Source organism: Bdellovibrio sp. ArHS, assembly GCF_000786105.1.
GTDB lineage: Bacteria > Bdellovibrionota > Bdellovibrionia > Bdellovibrionales > Bdellovibrionaceae > Bdellovibrio.
Genome location: NZ_JTEV01000016.1, coordinates 217,795 through 236,167 on the forward strand (window position 1 = coordinate 217,795; position 18,373 = coordinate 236,167).

Here is an 18,373-nt window from a genome sequence, read left to right on the forward strand (position 1 = left end):
TCCATTGGTTCTTTAGTTAGCTTCAATCGGACAAGAGTCATGCTAGCAAAGAAGGTTAAAGCCACGATTAAAACGGAATTAAATGTTTTTAATTTCGAAAGTGAAGCGCGCGCCTAGTCCAGGATGGTTCTGGGCGTTTAACTTGGCGTTATGAAGAATGGCGATCTTTTGCGCGATCGCCAAACCAAGACCAAAGCCTTTAACACGGGTTTCCATATTTGAACCGCGCGAGAAGCGTTCAAATATGAAGGGGAGTTGATCTTCGGGAACACCCGGGCCGTGATCTTCAACGATGAACTGCGTGAATTCATCCCGCCAAACGAGAGTCATCGTCACAACTTCGTTATTGGGGGAGTACTTGATGGCATTCTCAATGATGTTAACAATAAGGTTCTGTAAAAGATCGTTATCACCGCGGACCATTTTGCGATCGTCTTTGGTCTCATTATTAATATTCAGCTTCAATTTGATATTTTTGGAGTTGGCCAGTTTCTCACAACGGGGCAGGACTTCAAAAATCACTTCGTCCAGGGCTAGATCCTGAAAATTCAAAGCGCCAATGCCCGCATCCACCCGCGCTAGCAAAAGCATCTCTTGCACAATGCCGGAAAGATTGTCCACCTCTTGCAGCGCGCTTTTGATGAATTGATCAACATCCCGCTTTTCTGCTTTTTGCAGAAGCTCCAGTTCGCCCCGCATGATCGTTAACGGAGTCAGTAATTGGTGAGAGGCATCCGCGACGAAGCGCTCCTGACTTAAAAAAGCTTGTTGAATTCGATCCAGCATTTCATTCAGTGTCAGCGCGAGCTTTTTGATTTCGTCATTGGCGTTGGGAATCGGGACGCGTTGGGACAGTTCGCTGGCTTTAATTTCCTTGGCCGTGTTGATCATGTTGTTGACGGGGTTCAGGGCGCGCGCCGAAAGGAACATTCCCCCCAAAGTTGCAATCAACAACACGAAGGGAATCCCGACTTGCAGCAAGGTCAGGCGCTGGGAAATCTGAGTCTCCATCAAAGTCATAGGAACCGCAATTTGCAACAGCAACTGAGGCTTGGCGGCATTGTCCAGAGGAAAAGAGATCAGGCGATAAGAGTCGGCTTCTGCCGAGGGGATGTTACGGATGTGCTCAATGGTACGGTAAGTGGCTTCCTCGCCTTTCCAAATGCGGTCAAAGTCTTTTTTATAGGGTGGATTGAACTCCCCGAAATTTCCCACACGGGCCAAAACCGCACCGGAGCTGTGACGTACTTGGATCAGCGCTGTTCCCAGTGGGAAGGGCAGAATTTTACCGTGATCCAAACGCAAAGGAGGAAAGCTTAAGTCGCCTTTGACACCGATTTCGATGCCTTCAGAGACGTCGACGGAGTAGTTGAAGAGGGCATCGTCAAAGTCCTGCTGAAGGGTGTCGATCATCATCTTAAAAAGAAACATGTTAAAGAAAATGGTCGTGGCTCCGAAAATCAACACGAAGATCAACGACAGACGCAGACGGATGCTGAAGCTGGAAAGAAAATTATAGATTTTCTTTAAGAACATAACCCGTGCCCACAACTGTGTGAATCAGTCGTTTCGCAAAAGGAGCGTCAATTTTTTTACGCAGCAGATTGATATAAACGTCAATCACATTGCTTTCGGAATCAAAGTGGATATCCCATACATGCTCAGCAATAGAGACTCGCCCCAGCGGTCGCTCAGGATTGCGCATGAAGTATTCTAGCAACGCGAATTCTTTCGTAGTTAACGAGATCTCCTGGCCTGAACGGCGCGCTTTGCGCTGGATCAGATCCAATTCCAGGTCGGCGTATTTCAACGTGTTGCTGTGATTGCCATTGTTGGCAGCACCTTTACGGCGTAAGAGGGCGCGCACACGGGCATGAAGTTCATCGAAAGAGTAAGGCTTCGTCAAATAATCGTCAGCCCCGGCGTCAAGACCGTTTACTTTGTCCTTCGTTGTGGAAAGCGCCGTGAGCATCAGAATCGGCCCTTCATAGCCATCGCGACGGATGTGGCGGGCGGTGTCGATACCGCTTTGATCCGGCAGCATCACATCCAGAATGACAAGATCGTAATCGCCTTGAGCCATATAGGATTCAGCCGCCGAGCCACTTTCAGCCAGGTCCACGGCGTAACCGACTTCAGCCAGGCCTTTCTTTAGAAAGGTCGCCATTTTGACTTGATCTTCAACGACGAGAATCCGCATGGTGTCGGTGTCCTTTCTGATCTTGTTTTTCTTTCATAAAGTAAAAATCCAAAATGCCCATCAGGGATTTGTATTTCAACGACAGGGCTTTTTTGGACTCTGTCATTTCCCCGGCCACTAATCTTTCATACTTTCCTTGCCAGTCAAGTGCGTGATCGTCAGTGGCATGCCCAGAGGCTAAGACACCACCAGTGCGATCCACAATCAGATTGGAAGCGTTGACAGCGAAGTCGCCGTCTTTGCCAAACAGATCACGACCCAACGAATAATAGTCCTTTTCGGAAAGCGCCAGATTGTAAAGGGTGGGGGCGATGTCGGCCTGTGAACCGAAAGCGTCAGGGTCCAGCTTCCTGCGCACGGCGGAAGGGACATAAAGATAGAAGGGCACCGAGCCTTTTTGTAAAAGCTCTTGTTCAGAAAAATTCACAATCCAGAATGTATGATCGCCCGTCACGGCGACGATCACTTTGTCTTTTAAGGGCGAGTTCTTCAAACGCGTGAGAAATTCGCCCAGTTTATCAGTTGAATAACGATAGGTCTTAAAGCGTTTTTCCGCCAAGGCCGCATCACCGATTAAGCGCGACGTGAGTTCTTGCGGGGGCTTAAGTTCAGGCACCGAGTATGTTGTCGGCAACTGATAGGGCGGATGATTGGTGGTCGTCATGGTCAATAAAAACTGCGGTTCCTTGGCGTCACTCAAGGTTTTGAAAATGTAGTCGAACACATCTTCATCGTAAACGCCCCAATCGTGACGTTCCTTCAATCCCCCCAGCACCTCGGTCATTTCGAATTCACCTTCAACGGTGTCAAAGCCTTGCGCCACCGCAAATTTATTCACTTCGCGCCAGCCTGGATTGCCACCATAAAGAAAGCGAGCTTTATAGCCGGACTCTTTAAAAATCCGTGCGGGGCTGGTTCGGAAGGGCACCTGAAGGTAGTCACTTTCAGAAAGAAACTCACTGATGGGGCGTTGGGCAGAGCCGATCATCAGGCAGCTTAAACTGCCAATCGTGGCGTTGCTGCTAGAAAGGAAGTGAGTCAAATAAGTGTCAGCTTGCAGGTGCTTTTTGAACTGACCCATCAGATCAAAATCGGGCTGATCATATTGGAACCAGTAAGCTCCCAAGGACTCCATCGTCAGAAGTAAAACATGGGGTTTGGTTTTTTCTGCCCAAGCATTTTTGGGCGTGCGGTGTTTCATCAACGTCAAAGGGTCGGCGGGGACTTGATCCGGAGTCAGGTGATAGAAGTCCGCAAAGGCCTGTCGATAATTGTCGCCGTAACCAAAATGGCGAAGATTGCTGTCCCATTGAGAAGTCTGTTGAGCTTTGAGTTCGATAGCCCGAGTGAAGGCCCGCGTGCCATTGAAACTTAAATGATTCACAAAAATGGATTTTGATATGCCGGTGTCCATTTCGCTCAAAGGAAATAATCCCAGAGACCCACGAGCGCCGACTCCGTTCACAAGAAAAACCACAAAGAAAAAAAGCACGAAGGCCGGATAAGAGACACGCTCCAGGCGCCAAGGCCACCACTCTCGGCCTTGCGTGAAATTGATTTTCAGACCCTTCCACAAAAGATAAGTGAAAAGAGCCAGACCCACTGTGATCCACACCATCGGGTAATTGCGCCAAATAGTTTTGATCAGGGCCACGGTGTCATCAGTGATAAAACCGAAAATCAAAACGTTGATACGATCCTGATAGAAACTGTAAAAACCAAAATCCACCGCGGATATGAAGGTCACGATAAGAAGCATGATCGTGTAATAGGGAATAAGAAAACGAGTAAAGCGGGTGAACAACTGCTGCAAGAGCTTTTTGCTCAGTTTGGTGCAGGCACAAAGACTGGCCAGAAACAGCACCAGGAACGGGATCGCATTGATATAAAAAAGAATGGTGCTGTCAAAGCGTGCGCCCAGGACGAACGCGCGCGCCACATCCCCGGGGACCTGAGAGACCTCATTCATGTTTCCATAAACGAGGAAGAACCCCAAACGCCAAAGAAAGCCAATGAATAGAAAAACCACATTCAGAATAAGAATGCGTTTAAGGTACAGCCAGGATTGTTTTAGCCATTGCGCCCGAGATTTTTCCATGTTGAGGACATGAAAATCGCACTTCCCAGGCGCTTACGCAACAGGATTCAGAGCTTATTCCGGTGGTTTACCAAAGTCCCATTTTTGATTTGGATCATCGGGAATTTTGAAGTCCGAGGTCGCCTCGACCTTTTTGATTTCGACTTTTTTGATGTTCTTATTCTTATCAGCGGTCACGGCCACGGCGGGGCCTTTGGGCTTCTTGCTTTTTTCGAGATCTTTAACGATTTTGCCGTAGTGCTCCACAGATCGGGAAAGGAAGTAAGCCCCCTTGGCTTTTTCTCCTTCAAAGAAGACGTCGACGCCGTCGCTTTCCTCGCGGACGACTTTGACCTTTGCAGTAAAGCTTCTGGATTCATCGGGTTTCTCGGGTTCTTCTTCGGCTTCGAAGTATTTTGTCGAATTCACGCCACTTTGAGCATGTGCATCACCCACCAAAAAGAGTGTCAAGATGAGACTTAGCATGTTGCCTCCTTTCCCAATATAATGCACGGCCTTTTGTTGCCATGCAATAGGCCTTATAGTAGGTTGGGCCTTGTAACGAGGAGACCTTATGAATTTAGGTTGGACTGAAATCCTATTGATCGGCGGCATCGCACTTCTATTGTTTGGCCCAAGCAAACTTCCCGGTTTGGGACGTTCTTTGGGGGAATCTATCCGTGGCTTTAAAAAGGCTTTGAATGAAGATCCGCATGAGCGCGAGGCCAACCCGCAGATTTCTCAGAACAAAGAAAAACCTCTGAATCAATCTCAAGAGCAAAAAGACACTCATAAACAATCATGAGTTCTGAAAAAATCGCACTCACGCAAACTGTGCAAAAGGGAGGTTGTGCTGCGAAAGTGGCCGCCTCGGAACTTCGCCGCATTCTTCAGCAAGTGAAGTTTCCGGTGGCTCATCCAGCTTTGCTGGTGGATGGGGGACTTTTTGATGATGCGGCGATTTACAAGGTCACGGAAGACGTGGCTTTGGTGCAAACCTTGGATTTTTTTACGCCCATCGTGGACACCCCAAAGCTCTTTGGCGAAATTGCCGCGGCCAATGCGTTGAGCGATGTCTATGCCATGGGCGGTCTGCCGAAAACGGCTTTAGGAATTTTAGCTTTTCCTTTAGCGACTCTGCCTGAATCCGTGATTGTCGATGTCATGCAAGGGGCCAGTGATAAAATCGCGGAAGCCAATGCCAACTTCGTCGGTGGACATTCAATTGACGATGACACTTTAAAATTCGGTCTTTCGGTCACAGGGTTTGTGCATCCTGCGCAGGTGTGGACAAATGCCGGCGCTCAGGTGGGAGATCATTTGATTCTCACGAAACCTCTGGGGACAGGAACTTTGACGGCGGCTTTGAAACGTCGTGAGTCCTCTGAAGAGGACATCGCGGAAGCTTTGCAAAGTATGGCGACCGTGAACAATGCCGTCGACTATTTGACGCCCGTGACGAAACCCTCGGTGCATGCCGCGACGGACATCACGGGATTTGGCCTTTCGGGGCATGCAATGCAGATGGCAAATGCGAGCCAAGTCAGCTTACGAATTTCTTTGGAAAAGGTGCCACGTTTTGCCAAAGCTTTGACGTTCCTTGAAAAGGGTTTTTTGACGAAGGCCCATCGCTCCAATGCCCAGTACACTGAAGCTTCGATGGATGTCAAAAATCTGGATGATCTTCATAAGCTTCTGATTCACGACCCGCAAACTAGTGGAGGTCTGCTTTTAAGTGTTTCTCGCGAAATCAGTCGGGACGCTGTACAGGCCTTGCGAGCCAAGTTTAAATCTGCTGAAATCATTGGTGAGGTTTTACCTCGTCAGGATAACGCGGTGATTTTTGAATAGAATTGAATTTTCACAGTACAAGAATCTTTTCCTTTCCGGCGCTCCTTTAATTGATGTGCGTGCGCCCGTGGAATTTGCGCAAGGGCATTTGCCCGGGGCCGTGAATCTTCCCATTTTAAACGATGAAGAAAGAGCTCTTATCGGGACAACCTATAAGCGCGAGGGGCAAGACGCCGCCGTGGCTTTGGGCTATCAGATTGTGTCTGGATCGGTGAAGGAAGCTCGGGTGCGACAGTGGCAACAGTTTGTGCAAGCCCATCCCGACACCGTGGTTTACTGTTTTCGCGGGGGCAAACGCTCTCAAATCACGCAAGCGTGGTTGGCGGAAGTGGGGATTCAGGTTCCTCTCATCGCGGGTGGTTATAAAAAAGCCCGGCAGTTTTTTTCAGATCAGTTGAATGACTTTTGTCTGCACCGTGAGCTTCTGGTGGTTTCCGGTCCTACCGGAAGCGGTAAAACCGAACTCTTGAAAGAGGTGAACAAGTTTCGTCCAACTTTGGATTTAGAATTTTTGGCGCGTCATCGCGGCTCGGCCTTTGGTTCTTTGCCGACGCCACAGCCGACCCAAGTCGACTTCGAAATTTCCTTGGCTTTGGAGTGTTTAAAGCTTGAGGACAAAAGGACTTCAGATGTTCGCCCTGTGGTGGAGGATGAAAGTCGCTTGATCGGGCGGGTCTGCCAACCCAAAGACTTCTTTGAAAGACTGCGCAGTTCTGAGGTCTTGTGGCTGGAAGAACCGTTTGAGGCACGAGTGCAGAATATCTTTTCTGATTATGTGATTAACACGGACATTGGCCGAAGCGCCTCGCCGCATTTTCGGTGCGCGGAAGAAGAGCAGATTTTGCGAAGTCAGGCGTTGAATCTGTTTGCGAAATACCGTCAGGCTGTTTTGTCGATCCACAGAAAGCTGGGCGGGGCCAGAAGTCAGGAAGTTCTTGCCGATCTGGAGCAGGCGGAGTCTAAGTTTTTGCAGCATGCCGACCTTGAACCGAACAAAGTGTGGATCGAAAAGCTGCTCCAGTACTACTATGATCCTTTATACCTTTCGTCTTTAGAGCGCCGACAAGTCCATGTGCTGTTCAAAGGTCCTCGAAAAGACGTTGTCGCCTTCCTGCAAAGCCTTTCCCGTTAGCGACGTTTTTGCTTTTTTCCGGGTGCGTTATCTGTTTGAAACGGCAAGATTTCGTCGCAAGATAGGGCGTTGCCAAATTTAACAACCCTTATGAGGAGACAACATGAATAAGTTAGTACTTGGCGGTCTCGTTGTAGCTGCTATGGCATTTACAACTGCTTGCCAAAAGAAAGTTAAGCTCGACACTGATATGAAAAAGGCGAGCTATGCTATCGGTCAACAAATCGGTGGTAACTTGAAACAACAAAACATCGATTTCGATGCGGACGCTTTGGCGCAAGCTTTGAAAGATGCATCTGCGGGTAAAAACGAAATGTCTAAAGAAGACATGCAAGCCGCGATGATGAAACTTCAAGAAATGGCGATGAAGAAACAACAAGAAGCTGCTGAAGGTAATGCTAAAGCAGGCAAAGACTTCTTGGAAAAAAACAAATCAGCGGCTGGCGTGAAAACCACGGCTTCTGGTCTTCAGTACATCACTGAAAAAGAAGGCACAGGCGCTTCGCCAAAAAAAGAAGACGTAGTTAAAGTTCACTACAAAGGTACTTTGACGAACGGCGAACAGTTCGATTCTTCTTACGATCGTGGTCAACCTGCTGAATTCCCAGTAGGCGGCGTGATCCCAGGTTGGACAGAAGCTCTTCAATTGATGAAAGTTGGCGGCAAAGCAAAACTTTTCATCCCACCTGAATTGGCTTACGGTCCTTCTGGTCGTCCTGGTATCCCACCAAATTCAGTTTTGGTTTTCGACGTTGAGTTGATCGATATCGTTAAACAAGATACAAAAAAGAAAAAATAATGATCGATATATCGATAGATCCTTTTCAGCATTTTGATCGCCTCCTTAAAGAGGCGATCGCAAAGCAAGTTCCTGAGGCCAATGCTATGTCTGTGGCCACAGTGGATGAAAAGGGTGTGCCCTCCGTTCGCATCGTCTATCTTAAAGAGGTGTCGAAGGGGGGCTTTGTTTTTTATGGCAATTACCTAAGCCATAAAGGAAAAGACATTGAAGCCAATCCCACGCTTTGTCTGAATTTCTACTGGCCTGTTTTATGGCAGCAAATCCGTATCACCGGAAAGGCCGAAAAAATTTCGGCTGAGGAAAGCGATGCCTACTTCGCGACGCGTCCGCGTCTGAGTCAAATCGGAGCCTGGGCTTCCCATCAAAGTGAAGTCATCCCGGATCGGGACTGGTTAGCACGACGTGTGGCGGAATATGAAAAGCAATTTGATGGCCAAGTGGTCTCACGTCCTCCGCATTGGGGTGGTTGGCGAGTAATCCCAACCGAAATCGAATTCTGGTTCGGTTTGAGCGGCCGTCTGCATGAACGCTTTATTTATCAAAAAACAGATTCTGGCTGGAAGACTTTTCAGCGCAGTCCTTGATTCTTCCTTTTCGTTTTCAGTCTTGAACTGTAGGCTTCGTCCATCTAGTCCTGCTTCATGGATAGGGGTTGCGTCGTTTTTCAATCAAACTTAAGCTTGATTACACGAGGTGGTCGATGAGGGAGACAGAGTATTTGCGGAAATTGCTGGAAGATGGCTTCTTGCAAGACCTCAATGCCATCATGGCGCAACTTCTTGGTCGAAATGCCAAGTTCGTCATCGGTGTCGCGCACTTGCACAACAGTCCTCGCGTGAAGCCTCTTGGTAAGGAAGTGGTCGAACTTGCCGATGTCATGTTTCATTTGGACTTTGAATATGGAGTCGCAGGTGATCCGCAAAAGCGCTTAAATGAAAAGCGCGCTTATCTTTTTCAAGTGAAGCAGACAGAAAATGAAGACAATGCTTCGACCCGGAATCAGAAAGCTCTTTATGAATGGCGTGATAAGTTTGCCATCGAGACGCCTCTTCAGATCGATCCCAAACAAACGCTTCGCGATTTTTCCAATTCTTCAGAAATCAAAAAAAGTGGTTTTTGGTTTATTGATGATGCGCGAACGAATGATCAGATCTCGGAAAAGATTTTGCAAGAAAAGTCGCCCCGCCTGGAGCATCGTGATGGCGGCAACGTTGGGCCGATATTTGATATGAAGAATTTTTTAGGAGCGCTGGTTAAAGCTGAAGCAGGGCGAGCTTCTGATCTTACGGATGACTGGTCGATAATAATTAATGAAATTATTAAATACAAAACAGAGAAGGGTCCTGAAAAATGGGCGACAACGGGCTCAGCCTTTCACGCTCTTCCCGTGGAATGGCCAAGCTTAAATGTCAGCTTCACGAGTATATGGCTTGAGATCTGGAAGAAATTTAAGAATTTTTTTTCCAAAACCCCTGACCAAGACGAAAACAGGAAGCGGCCGTTTATCTTGATCTCCATTCGAGTCTATACGTCCGAATATAAAGAAAATGTTTTCTGGTCGATCGACAGAAGTCGTTCGAAAAATTAAAACTCTTCCCGTGTCAGCGCCCAGATTTCCATGTCGGACCATTTGCCATTGACGTGCAAGCGGCGTTTGCTGACGCCTTCTTTACGCAGGCCCAAAGCTTTTGCAGTTTTTAGTGATCTTTTGTTTTTAGGTGAAATGCCGGCTTCCACGCGGTGCAGTTTTAGATTTTTAAAGGCCAGTTGGATGGTGGCTTTGCAGGCCTCTTGGGCATAGCCTTGCCCCCAGTAAATATTGAAGATTTGATAACCCAGGTAGGCGTTTTGAAAAATCCCGCGCGAGATATCCATCAAGGTCACGCGACCCAAAAGCATGCCGTCGTCTTTGCGGAAAACCCCAAAAGAATAAAATTTATCCGTTTGTCTTTGTTTCAACTGTTCTTTAAGCAGCTCTTTGAATTTCTTCTTCGTGAGTTCACTGTCAGCCCAATTGGTTTCATCCCATTCGTTTTGGGGTGGCCGCAGAGAAGAATACGCTTGGGCCCAGTTTTCATAGTCATAGTCCGCGAAAGGACGAATCACCAGGCGTTTTGTTTTTTTATAAAGAGGCAGATCGATGGATTTCATTCTTGATCAGTCTAAGGGGCACACGGTCTAAGTTGCAATAGTAATAGGAAAGAGTGTGCTCACTGCGAACGGTGGCGTGGTGATCGTGATGGCCGACCATCTTGATTATGATGTTCACGTCTTTGCCTTTGGGAATGGCGATGGCTTTAGGCGTCCGGTAGTTGGTCTTTTTGCCTTCCACCCAAATTTCAGCGCCTTCTTGTTCTGAAACCACCATACAAAGACAGTGTGGTGCTTTATCAAATCCCAAAAGTTCTTTTAGATTTTTAAACCAAGCCATAACGCTCCCAAAATCGAAAATGGGTTTAGCACAGCTTGGTTTTAGAGTCCTAGAGTTTTAATGAAAACTGGACCTGTTTTTTTAATGAAGGGCGTGAGGCGCAATAAGGAAGAACTCAGGGATTTCGACGCTGAAGCTCTCTCCGCTTTCGGATACGAAGTAGTATTTTCCCTGCATGCTGCCGGTTGACGCATTGAGTGGACAAGCGCTGTCGTATTCGAAAGTTTGCCCAGGTTGGATTTTGGGTTGGATTCCGACAACCCCGGGGCCGCGGACCTCTTCCTTTTTGCCCGAGGAGTCCATAATAATCCAATGACGACTCATCAATTGGGCCGGCATAGACCCTTTGTTGGTGATGGCGATTTTATACGCGAAGAAATGATATCCCTGCTCAGGACGGGATTCTGAGGGAACGTAGACCACCTTCGCGGAAATCTGAAAATCAGGAGTCGTTGTTTTTTGCATTGCCATAGTGAAATAAAGGATAAATTCGTCCACAAAAAAGGTCAATGGCCGAACCTTTTAGATCTGCAATGTTGTGCGAAAATACAGTTATTTAAGAATGAGGTTCTCGATTTCAAACACAATGGGGTTGTGGTCTGACGGAAAATGGGATTTTGCATCCATCGTCCGTGGGATGTCTCGTTCCATGCCAAACTCATCTTTATACTTATGAACATGCGCAGAGCCAGCTTTGATTAGTTTTTGCAGAGTGGGGGATAAGAAGGCGAAATCGATCTGACGTCCTTCGACTCTTTGGCCATTGCGAACCTGATAAAAAGTGGCGCGAGCCTCTTGCGCAAGATTCATCACCTCAAAGACATCCTTGAGGGGTGTCTGAGAATAAATGTCTTTAAACTCTTCATCGGTATTAATCAGGCTGGCGTTTCCGTTAAAATCGCCGGCCATCAGGATCGGGACGTCGGGATGTACGGTTTCAAGTTCGCGGTAAATTTCCAGCAGCGTGCGAAGCTCTGCCTGGCGACGTTCAAAACCATTTGGGTCAATGCGTTCCGGATCCAAGCGGGATTTCAGGTGAGACAGTAAGATAATAAAGAAGGGTTTTTCTTTGTCTGTTTTGAAAAGTCGCAGCTCTGCCACATCCCGGGAAAAGCGGTGACTGGTTGTGACTTTGCCGCCCTTGACGGGATACCCGCTTTGCAGGCTTTGTCGCTCATGCGGGTAAAGGTAATTGATCGGTCGGTTTTTGTTGGATTGAAGATCGAAATAAAAGGGCGAATTCTTACGAATCAAAAAGCCGACGTCGATGTTTCTTTCTGAGTTTCCCTCAATCAAACAAGGCGAATACGCATCATCCATAAAGAGATGGTTGAAGTTTTTTAAGGACTCAAAACCACCGACTTCGCACAGCATAACGATGTCGGCATTGATCTCTTTCAGGGCTTTGGCGATATCCCCGGTTTTTTTAAGTGATTTATTTTCGTAAACGGATGACGACAGTCTTTGCCACTGAGTTTCGCTCAATTCTAGAACTTCCTTGCCTGGTGTTCCGTCGAACATCAAAAAGAGGTTCTCTGCATTGAGTAAGCATAATTTTAAATTTGTGGTCTCAGTCCACGTCATATTATGATTTTACGGAATTTTTCGTCCTAATCACAAACTAAAAGTGAGGAAATACAGTGGCTAAAAAAACCGCCTCGGCAAAAACTTCGAATAAAATTCATTTCCGTTCCTGGATTGAAACTTTCGACATCGGCAAAGAACTTAAAGTAAAGAATGAATTGACAGGCTTTGTCTATTTTCTGGGTGTGGACGATAGTGCTAAATTCACCTCCTGGGTCCAACAGCACTCTTTGCCTTGGCAGGCCTCTTCTTTAAAACAGAATGACAAGGACTTTGTTTATTTTGTGGGGCAGCAGGGGCCCGTGTGGATTCTTCGCTCGCGCAAAAAGAACAGTGTTGGTCACGACGGTTTGATCGATGAATCCGGCTACACTTGGGCGCGTGATCAGTTTGGCTCTTTGGTCGCCCATTTCAAAGCCCATCATCTTAATGCAGTCCAAATTGAATTTCATGGCACGGAAGCGGATCAGGACTTGGGAGCTTTGGTCGGCATGGATATCGCCACGTATAATTTCCGTCAATTTGTGGACGGTAAGCAGTTGGCAGACCTTCCCAAAGTCAGTTTGAAAAAGACCTTGGGAAGCTTCGATAAGAATATCGTGAAAGAGGCGATGATTCGCGCGCGCGCGGTGAATTTGGCTCGCCATTTGGTAAATCTTCCACCGAATGATTTAAACCCTGAATCCTTTGCGGAAATCGCGGCAAAGCGACTGGCCTTTCCAACCACTTTGAAAGTGGCGATTTGGGATGCTAAAAAATTGGTCCAAGAAAAAATGGGATTGCACGTCGGCGTAGGGCAAGGAGCCGAACATGGGCCGTGCATGGTTCATCTGAAATACCGTCCTGCTAAAAAATCAAAATTAAAGCCGGTGGCTTTTGTCGGAAAAGGTATCACCTTCGATACTGGTGGCTTGGACATCAAACCTTCTTCGGCGATGCGCTTGATGAAGAAGGATATGGGTGGTGCGGCCAGCGTGATCGGTCTGGCTTTGTGGGTGGCTGAAAGTAACTATCCGGGGCCTGTGGATTTCTATTTGGCTTTAGCGGAAAATGCGGTGGATGGAAAATCCTTCCGTCCTAGTGACGTACTTACGGCGCGCAATGGGCTTCGTGTTGAAATTGATAACACCGATGCGGAAGGTCGTTTGGTGTTGGCCGATGTGTTAGACGTCGCCTGCACTGTCAAAGGGGCGGATGAGCCTGAATACGTCATTGACGTCGCCACTTTAACCGGGGCGATCAAAGTCGGTTTAGGTGCTGAAATCGCCGGACTTTTTTCAAATGATGATAACTTGGCTGCGGCTTTGACTCGGGCCGGTCAGCGCGCCGGTGATCTGAACTGGCGTATGCCTTTGTTTGAAAAATATTTTGGCGAGATGTCATCTCCCTTTGCCGATTTTAAAAATTCAGGCGGCGGTTTCGGCGGAGCCATCACCGCAGCTTTATTCCTGCAAAAATTCGTGCGTGGAAAAAAATGGGCCCACTTAGACGTGTATGCCTGGTCGGACAAAGCGCATGGAGCTTTGACTTCCAGTGGTGGCAGTGGTCAGCCCGTTCAATGTTTGATCGAGTTTTTGACGAAGAGAATTTAGAAAATTTTTAAGACTAGATGATTCTTTTCTTTCGACGGGCTTTGCGATCATGGATCACATAGCCCAAGATAACCATGGACGAGATAAAGATTATCCCAAACAAGATCTCAAGGTTGTAGATAAAATCCAGCAGTCGAATCATTGAAGAGTTGATCGGAATTTGTTTATATTTGATAAACATAACAAATGTTATATGCGGAGTTTTCCTATCAATTTGTAATCATCTTTTTCGATCAAATGTGTTTTGTTCGATTTGAGACTGGAATGGTGGTCCCCCATGTATTTCGCGAATGCTTAAGTAGTTCGTCAGTATGGGGTTCCGTTAGGTTCTGTTTGTCTGCATTATTGAACCATCGTGGTTTTTATCTGCTACACAGACATCAACGGCAAGGGCCGCATCTTTACCGCCACCGTGGCGGTAAATTTGTCAGCTTAAAACTTTGCTAAAGACATTGCGATAGCCATCGGATCGATTCGAATGAGTAATGACTTCGTTTTGAAATCGGCGAAGGTATTTGCCTTTAAGCTTTACATCCAAAAAGCTTCTGCGACTTGATCAACTGGCGGACGGGTTCGGGAACGCATTGTTCCCAGCGCGGATCGTTCTGTTCGATCATCTTCATCACGTCGGCTGAATGCAGATATTCACCGGTTTCATCGCAGCCCGAGATATCGACAATCTGTTGATTCTCGACGAAATAAGCATAGATATGGCGAAGGTGAGGCGCGGGAAAAAAACTCTTCGTCGTCAGGCAAAGAAGCGGCGTTTTGTGAGGATAGACATAAAGCTTTGTCTTTTGCTCCAAAAGTTTGCCCAGGCCTTCCAAAAGGCCCCCTTCAAGATTGTTATAATGTTCTTCCGTGAAGAGCTTATTAAGATGGCTTGCTCCTACAACCAAAGCCATGAAGTGGGGATTGTAGCGGCGAATGAAACGTTTTAAGCCATAAAATAAGAAGAAGTTCGAAATCAGCACATGCTGTCCCAGACTTGTTAACGTTTCCACGCGGGCTAAAAAATCTTTTTCATTGATATGACCGTCAGCCTGCAGGTTGTGCATCGTCAGTTCCAGCATCGGCAGAACTTCCAGCGCCTTGCCTTCACTTTTATAGACATCATCTTTTATCTGCGCCAGGCCCTTTTGCAGAACATCCAAATGGGTCACGGTCACGGGACGGAATGTGCCTCGTTGAATTAAAAGTGCTTTGCCGTAAATGGCATCTGAAATATTCAAGATCTCATTCTTCGGAGAGAACAAAATCGCTTCTGCCAGGCCCCTGCGGACCAATTCTAGGTTCATCAGCCGCGCATCGAAATGTTCAACATCGGGCCCCTGAAACTTGATCACATCAATCACGATCTGACCGTCTTTCAAGCTCTCAACCAGACGAGGAATAAAATCTTCTGTTGGTTGCAAATGATAAAACGCACAATGCAAAAGATTGACGCCCAGAACTCCCAAAGCCTCTTGCTGTTGCAGACGGTGGCGATCCAACATGCGCACATGCAGAATGATGTCGTTGGCGGGACCATTGGGTCTGGTTTGAAAACGCACGCCCATCCAGCCATGAGATTGTTTGTTGCTGCCGGAAGAAGCTGTTGCGACGGTATTCGCAAATGAAAAGAAGCAGGTGTTTTTCCCGCGGGCCTCTGCCAGGCGGTCCACCAGCAGGTCATATTCGTGACCTAACATTTTAGTCAGGCGTGATTCGCAGACGTAGCGGCCATTGGCTTCGCGACCATAAATATCGTCACTGACGATCATGTCATAAGCGGAAATTGTTTTGGCAATTGTTTGAGAAGCTTTGCCGGCTTGAAAAAAATGCCGAGCGACTTCTTGACCCGCGCCGATTTCAGCAAAAGCTCCGTAGCGGGCCAGATCTTTATTGATTTTCAAAGCTTTGCTTAAAGTGGTCTCAACCATCGGAGCCTCAGACATTATTTCTTTTCTCCTTCAGGCTTACTTTCAGCTTTGACCCAACCGGTGATGGCCAGGCTCATCGCTTTTTCAATCGGCATGTCCAAAGGTGTCAGGCGCGAGCGGGGAACCATTAAGGTGAATCCCCCTAAACCATAGCTCATCGGAATATAAACCGCGATGCGATCGTCGGCATTTTGCTCAATAGCAGGAACGTCGCGGAAATTTTCCCGAGTGACCAAACCCAAAGCGCGAATACCCGTGTCGCCCAGATCGACCAACACCACTTTTTGCAGTCCTCCGGGACCGCCGCCTTTTGAAAATAAATTCATCAGATCACGCAGCGGAGAATAAATGGCCTTAATAAACGGAACTTGCGTTAAGCGCTGTTCCAGCTTTGTGAAAATGCCTCCAGCAAGCAGGTTGTTGAGCATCAGACCCAACAGGAAAATTAAAATAACCGTTAGCAGAAAACCCAAGCCCGGAATATAGATGGGCAGAATCTGGCGAAGAGCGTCTCCAAGAAAGCTGTCTACGATGGCGATGCCCGCGTAGATGATGTAGATCGTCAGTGCAATCGGAAGGAAAGTCACAAGACCTTGCAAGAAGATTTTTTGGAGTTGTTTCATAGCTGGATGTCCTGTCTTTTATCACGTATCGGCTCTTTTAAATATCAGCTAAGTCGAGGCTCTTCAAGGCTTTGTGCATTCTCGAAATGAGACACTTTTTTATCTAAACAACCCTCGACTTCTGACCGACAAGAAAGGGGTCAAAGGAGAACCGGTGAAACGGATTCTAGGCGCGCTATTTATACCTTTCAGTCTTCTGAGCTTTGCGGCATACGCACAGAATGATCCTAAAGTGGTTCCTGGCGAATACCTTATTAAGTTTAAGGCTTCTTCAGGTGGGCCCACGATTGCTCAGACGAAGCTTTTAGGTAAAGCTTCGTTGAAGGCCGCCTTTCCGGGGCTGGATATCATGCAGGTCACCATGAAGTCGGGGCCGGATGAAAAAGCCTCTTTTGAAGCTTTAAAAAATGATCCCGATGTTGAGTATATTGAGCCCAATTATATTTTAGATAAAGCGGAAGTCGCGCTGAATGGTTCCGTAGAGCGTTTGACTTACGAGCAATTTGCTAACTCCAGTCCTGCCTCAACGGACCCCGCGGTGTATGCGCAGTCCAATGCGGCAACAGGTGTTGCGAATGCCTGGCCTTTATTAAGTTCTTTAAGTGCGCAGAACGGAAAAGTGATTGTGGCCGTGGTCGATACCGGATTGGACCGTTATCACGATGTTTTTAAACCACTGGCTAACGGCGGTACAGGGGCGCTGTGGGTGAACCCTGTCGAGGCGGCGGGCCAGCCCGGCGTGGATGATGATCAAAACGGATATGTCGATGACGTGAATGGTTGGAATTTTATCACCAACACGAATAATTTTATGGATGACGACGACCATGGCACGCATGTGGCCGGGATTGTTGTCGGCACAGGCCAAAATATTTTTGCTCGTCCTTTGCAGGAATCTAAAATTTCTATCATGCCTTTAAAGTTTTTAGGTGCGACTGGTTCGGGATCCACTTCGAATGCGATTCGCGCGATTTATTATGCCGTCAATAACGGCGCACGTGTGATCAACAACTCTTGGGGTGGGGGTAGTTACAGCCGATCCCTTCATGATGCGATCACCTATGCCTATGAACGTCGTGTGTTAGTGGTCTCTGCCGCCGGCAACTACGGAAGCAACAACGATGCGTCGCCGATGTATCCGGCTAATTACGATGTACCGAGTAACATTTCCATCGCCTCTTCCAGTCGTTACGATGATCTTTCCAGCTTCTCAAATTACGGCGCTTCCACAGTGCATGTGGCCAGCCCAGGGGAGTACATTGAAAGCACCGTTCCTGGAAATACCACAATGCCTATGAACGGAACCAGTATGGCGGCGCCGTTCGTGGCGGGAATGGCGGCATTGGCGTTCCGCGAAGCTCCCTCGCTATCGGGATATCAGATGAAGCAGTTGATTTTGGGCACAGCTTCAGCCAAAAGTTTCCTGAATAACCTCGTGTATTCGAGTGCTCGTATCGATGCCTACGAAATGATTCGCACGTCGCAACAGATGGTGGCGACGGCATCCACTCAACCTGACTATAAACCCTATTATCTGACGGAGCAGGCGTCGACTTCAGGCAGCGGGGCGGCTGGTGGCGGTTGCGGTCTTGTCAAAGCTGTGACCCACAACGGCCCGGGCTCAGGACAGGGTGGGGGAGCCGGCGCGATTGCTGTCGTGATCGGTCTTCTGATGGCCCCGCTGGTCGTCTGGCAGGTTTTGCGATCTCGTGATCCAAAACGACGCCGTCGTTACGAACGCTTTAAAATGAATTCTGAAATTCGTGTGACGGTCGGCGATCGCGAACTGATCGGCGCTGTGAATACCATCTCTGAAGGTGGCTTGTCCTTCAATGCTGACGCCGCTTTGGAAAAAGGTGGCATCGTCACAATGCGAATCCAAAGTCCTGATGGCCACGAAGTCATCGAAGTGCAAGGTCAGGTCGTCTGGAGCGAGCAGAACCAAGCCTACGGAGTCCAGTTCGCTAACGCGAGACAGGGGACTTTGGCTATGATTCGGGATTGGACTTCGGGGCTTATTAAGAGTTCTTAGTTTGTTTTTTTGCTTCGCGCGGGGGATTTGGGAGTGGCACGGATTCCTAAGTCATCCCTTTCGGTCGGCGCGCCTTCCGGGCTCAGTTGCCGCCGCACTTTGTGCGGTTCGCGCCATCGTGGCGCCG

The 18,373-nt window shown here is 47.8% G+C and carries 19 protein-coding genes; 8 read left to right on the top strand and 11 right to left on the bottom strand.

Translation table 11 applies throughout. The features are described from left to right. Positions 1 to 78: 78 nt before the first annotated feature. From OM95_RS09850 to OM95_RS09865, 4 genes are read right to left on the bottom strand one after another with little or no spacing between them, the layout of a single operon-like run. The gene (locus tag OM95_RS09850; protein ID WP_041873111.1) at positions 79 to 1,536 is read right to left on the bottom strand and encodes a HAMP domain-containing sensor histidine kinase; all 1,458 of its coding nucleotides are present in this window, start codon (positions 1,534 to 1,536) and stop codon (positions 79 to 81) included. After that, entirely contained in the window at positions 1,514 to 2,200 is a 687-nt protein-coding gene (locus OM95_RS09855) for a response regulator transcription factor (RefSeq protein ID WP_041873112.1), read from the bottom strand. Before OM95_RS09855 ends, OM95_RS09850 begins: the two co-directional genes overlap by 23 nt. Beyond that, positions 2,181 to 4,298, bottom strand: a complete 2,118-nt coding sequence (locus OM95_RS09860; RefSeq protein WP_041873114.1) for an alkaline phosphatase family protein — start codon at positions 4,296 to 4,298, stop codon at positions 2,181 to 2,183. The genes OM95_RS09855 and OM95_RS09860 overlap by 20 nt, the downstream gene beginning before the upstream one ends. A gap of 54 nt (positions 4,299 to 4,352) precedes the next feature. Continuing rightward, complete coding sequence (locus tag OM95_RS09865) at positions 4,353 to 4,763, bottom strand: hypothetical protein (RefSeq protein ID WP_041873115.1); 411 nt, start codon at positions 4,761 to 4,763, stop codon at positions 4,353 to 4,355. Between the two features lie 88 nt (positions 4,764 to 4,851). Between OM95_RS09865 and OM95_RS09870 the strand changes: the two genes are divergently transcribed. The 6 genes from OM95_RS09870 to OM95_RS09895 all read left to right on the top strand — a co-directional run bounded on the left by OM95_RS09870 (position 4,852) and on the right by OM95_RS09895 (position 9,650). Then, entirely contained in the window at positions 4,852 to 5,082 is a 231-nt protein-coding gene (locus tag OM95_RS09870; protein ID WP_041873116.1) for a twin-arginine translocase TatA/TatE family subunit, read from the top strand. After that, positions 5,079 to 6,128, top strand: a complete 1,050-nt coding sequence (gene selD, locus OM95_RS09875) for a selenide, water dikinase SelD (protein ID WP_041873117.1) — start codon at positions 5,079 to 5,081, stop codon at positions 6,126 to 6,128. Before OM95_RS09870 ends, selD begins: the two co-directional genes overlap by 4 nt. After that, complete coding sequence (mnmH, locus tag OM95_RS09880) at positions 6,121 to 7,260, top strand: tRNA 2-selenouridine(34) synthase MnmH (protein ID WP_291516043.1); 1,140 nt, start codon at positions 6,121 to 6,123, stop codon at positions 7,258 to 7,260. The genes selD and mnmH overlap by 8 nt, the downstream gene beginning before the upstream one ends. A gap of 103 nt (positions 7,261 to 7,363) precedes the next feature. After that, a complete protein-coding gene (locus tag OM95_RS09885) occupies positions 7,364 to 8,059 on the top strand; it encodes an FKBP-type peptidyl-prolyl cis-trans isomerase (RefSeq protein ID WP_041873119.1) in 696 nt (231 codons plus the stop codon). Next, on the top strand, positions 8,059 to 8,646 hold the full coding sequence (pdxH, locus tag OM95_RS09890; protein WP_041873120.1) for a pyridoxamine 5'-phosphate oxidase: 588 nt from the start codon (positions 8,059 to 8,061) through the stop codon (positions 8,644 to 8,646). The genes OM95_RS09885 and pdxH overlap by 1 nt, the downstream gene beginning before the upstream one ends. A 134-nt stretch (positions 8,647 to 8,780) precedes the next feature. Then, positions 8,781 to 9,650 carry a hypothetical protein gene (locus OM95_RS09895; RefSeq protein WP_291516045.1) on the top strand — a complete coding sequence of 290 codons (870 nt, stop codon included), beginning with the start codon at positions 8,781 to 8,783 and terminating at the stop codon, positions 9,648 to 9,650. On the opposite strand, the gene OM95_RS09900 is transcribed toward OM95_RS09895, so the two are convergent. From OM95_RS09900 to OM95_RS09915, 4 genes are all read right to left on the bottom strand, one after another. Then, the gene (locus OM95_RS09900) at positions 9,647 to 10,213 is read right to left on the bottom strand and encodes a GNAT family protein (protein WP_041873124.1); all 567 of its coding nucleotides are present in this window, start codon (positions 10,211 to 10,213) and stop codon (positions 9,647 to 9,649) included. The two genes, OM95_RS09895 and OM95_RS09900, sit on opposite strands and share 4 nt — an antisense overlap. Next, positions 10,185 to 10,493 carry a hypothetical protein gene (locus OM95_RS09905; RefSeq protein WP_041873126.1) on the bottom strand — a complete coding sequence of 103 codons (309 nt, stop codon included), beginning with the start codon at positions 10,491 to 10,493 and terminating at the stop codon, positions 10,185 to 10,187. The genes OM95_RS09900 and OM95_RS09905 overlap by 29 nt, the downstream gene beginning before the upstream one ends. Before the next feature lie 81 nt (positions 10,494 to 10,574). Then, complete coding sequence (gene apaG, locus OM95_RS09910) at positions 10,575 to 10,964, bottom strand: Co2+/Mg2+ efflux protein ApaG (RefSeq protein ID WP_291516047.1); 390 nt, start codon at positions 10,962 to 10,964, stop codon at positions 10,575 to 10,577. 81 nt (positions 10,965 to 11,045) lie between these two features. After that, positions 11,046 to 12,014 carry a hypothetical protein gene (locus OM95_RS09915; protein WP_291516049.1) on the bottom strand — a complete coding sequence of 323 codons (969 nt, stop codon included), beginning with the start codon at positions 12,012 to 12,014 and terminating at the stop codon, positions 11,046 to 11,048. A 119-nt stretch (positions 12,015 to 12,133) separates the two neighbouring features. Between OM95_RS09915 and OM95_RS09920 the strand changes: the two genes are divergently transcribed. Further along, on the top strand, positions 12,134 to 13,669 hold the full coding sequence (locus OM95_RS09920; protein WP_041873128.1) for a leucyl aminopeptidase family protein: 1,536 nt from the start codon (positions 12,134 to 12,136) through the stop codon (positions 13,667 to 13,669). 13 nt (positions 13,670 to 13,682) lie between these two features. On the opposite strand, the gene OM95_RS17260 is transcribed toward OM95_RS09920, so the two are convergent. The 3 genes from OM95_RS17260 to OM95_RS09930 form a co-directional block, all read right to left on the bottom strand. Then, on the bottom strand, positions 13,683 to 13,850 hold the full coding sequence (locus OM95_RS17260) for a hypothetical protein (RefSeq protein ID WP_291516051.1): 168 nt from the start codon (positions 13,848 to 13,850) through the stop codon (positions 13,683 to 13,685). A gap of 340 nt (positions 13,851 to 14,190) precedes the next feature. After that, positions 14,191 to 15,606 carry a hypothetical protein gene (locus OM95_RS09925; protein ID WP_041873130.1) on the bottom strand — a complete coding sequence of 472 codons (1,416 nt, stop codon included), beginning with the start codon at positions 15,604 to 15,606 and terminating at the stop codon, positions 14,191 to 14,193. Beyond that, entirely contained in the window at positions 15,606 to 16,214 is a 609-nt protein-coding gene (locus OM95_RS09930; protein ID WP_041873132.1) for a DUF502 domain-containing protein, read from the bottom strand. Before OM95_RS09930 ends, OM95_RS09925 begins: the two co-directional genes overlap by 1 nt. Positions 16,215 to 16,368: 154 nt before the next feature. Between OM95_RS09930 and OM95_RS09935 the strand changes: the two genes are divergently transcribed. After that, a complete protein-coding gene (locus tag OM95_RS09935) occupies positions 16,369 to 18,246 on the top strand; it encodes a S8 family serine peptidase (RefSeq protein ID WP_041873203.1) in 1,878 nt (625 codons plus the stop codon). Positions 18,247 to 18,373: the final 127 nt, after the last annotated feature.

What these genes read in the sequence shown, in the direction of transcription:
- OM95_RS09850 (WP_041873111.1), bottom strand. Translation starts at nt 1,536, where the DNA reads ATGTTCTTAAAGAAAATCTATAATTTTCTTTCCAGCTTCAGCATCCGT.
- OM95_RS09855 (WP_041873112.1), bottom strand. Translation starts at nt 2,200, where the DNA reads ATGCGGATTCTCGTCGTTGAAGATCAAGTCAAAATGGCGACCTTTCTA.
- OM95_RS09860 (WP_041873114.1), bottom strand. Translation starts at nt 4,298, where the DNA reads ATGGAAAAATCTCGGGCGCAATGGCTAAAACAATCCTGGCTGTACCTT.
- OM95_RS09865 (WP_041873115.1), bottom strand. Translation starts at nt 4,763, where the DNA reads ATGCTAAGTCTCATCTTGACACTCTTTTTGGTGGGTGATGCACATGCT.
- OM95_RS09870 (WP_041873116.1), top strand. Translation starts at nt 4,852, where the DNA reads ATGAATTTAGGTTGGACTGAAATCCTATTGATCGGCGGCATCGCACTT.
- selD (WP_041873117.1), top strand. Translation starts at nt 5,079, where the DNA reads ATGAGTTCTGAAAAAATCGCACTCACGCAAACTGTGCAAAAGGGAGGT.
- OM95_RS09885 (WP_041873119.1), top strand. Translation starts at nt 7,364, where the DNA reads ATGAATAAGTTAGTACTTGGCGGTCTCGTTGTAGCTGCTATGGCATTT.
- pdxH (WP_041873120.1), top strand. Translation starts at nt 8,059, where the DNA reads ATGATCGATATATCGATAGATCCTTTTCAGCATTTTGATCGCCTCCTT.
- OM95_RS09900 (WP_041873124.1), bottom strand. Translation starts at nt 10,213, where the DNA reads ATGAAATCCATCGATCTGCCTCTTTATAAAAAAACAAAACGCCTGGTG.
- OM95_RS09905 (WP_041873126.1), bottom strand. Translation starts at nt 10,493, where the DNA reads ATGGCTTGGTTTAAAAATCTAAAAGAACTTTTGGGATTTGATAAAGCA.
- apaG (WP_291516047.1), bottom strand. Translation starts at nt 10,964, where the DNA reads ATGGCAATGCAAAAAACAACGACTCCTGATTTTCAGATTTCCGCGAAG.
- OM95_RS09915 (WP_291516049.1), bottom strand. Translation starts at nt 12,014, where the DNA reads ATGTTCGACGGAACACCAGGCAAGGAAGTTCTAGAATTGAGCGAAACT.
- OM95_RS17260 (WP_291516051.1), bottom strand. Translation starts at nt 13,850, where the DNA reads ATGTTTATCAAATATAAACAAATTCCGATCAACTCTTCAATGATTCGA.
- OM95_RS09925 (WP_041873130.1), bottom strand. Translation starts at nt 15,606, where the DNA reads ATGTCTGAGGCTCCGATGGTTGAGACCACTTTAAGCAAAGCTTTGAAA.
- OM95_RS09930 (WP_041873132.1), bottom strand. Translation starts at nt 16,214, where the DNA reads ATGAAACAACTCCAAAAAATCTTCTTGCAAGGTCTTGTGACTTTCCTT.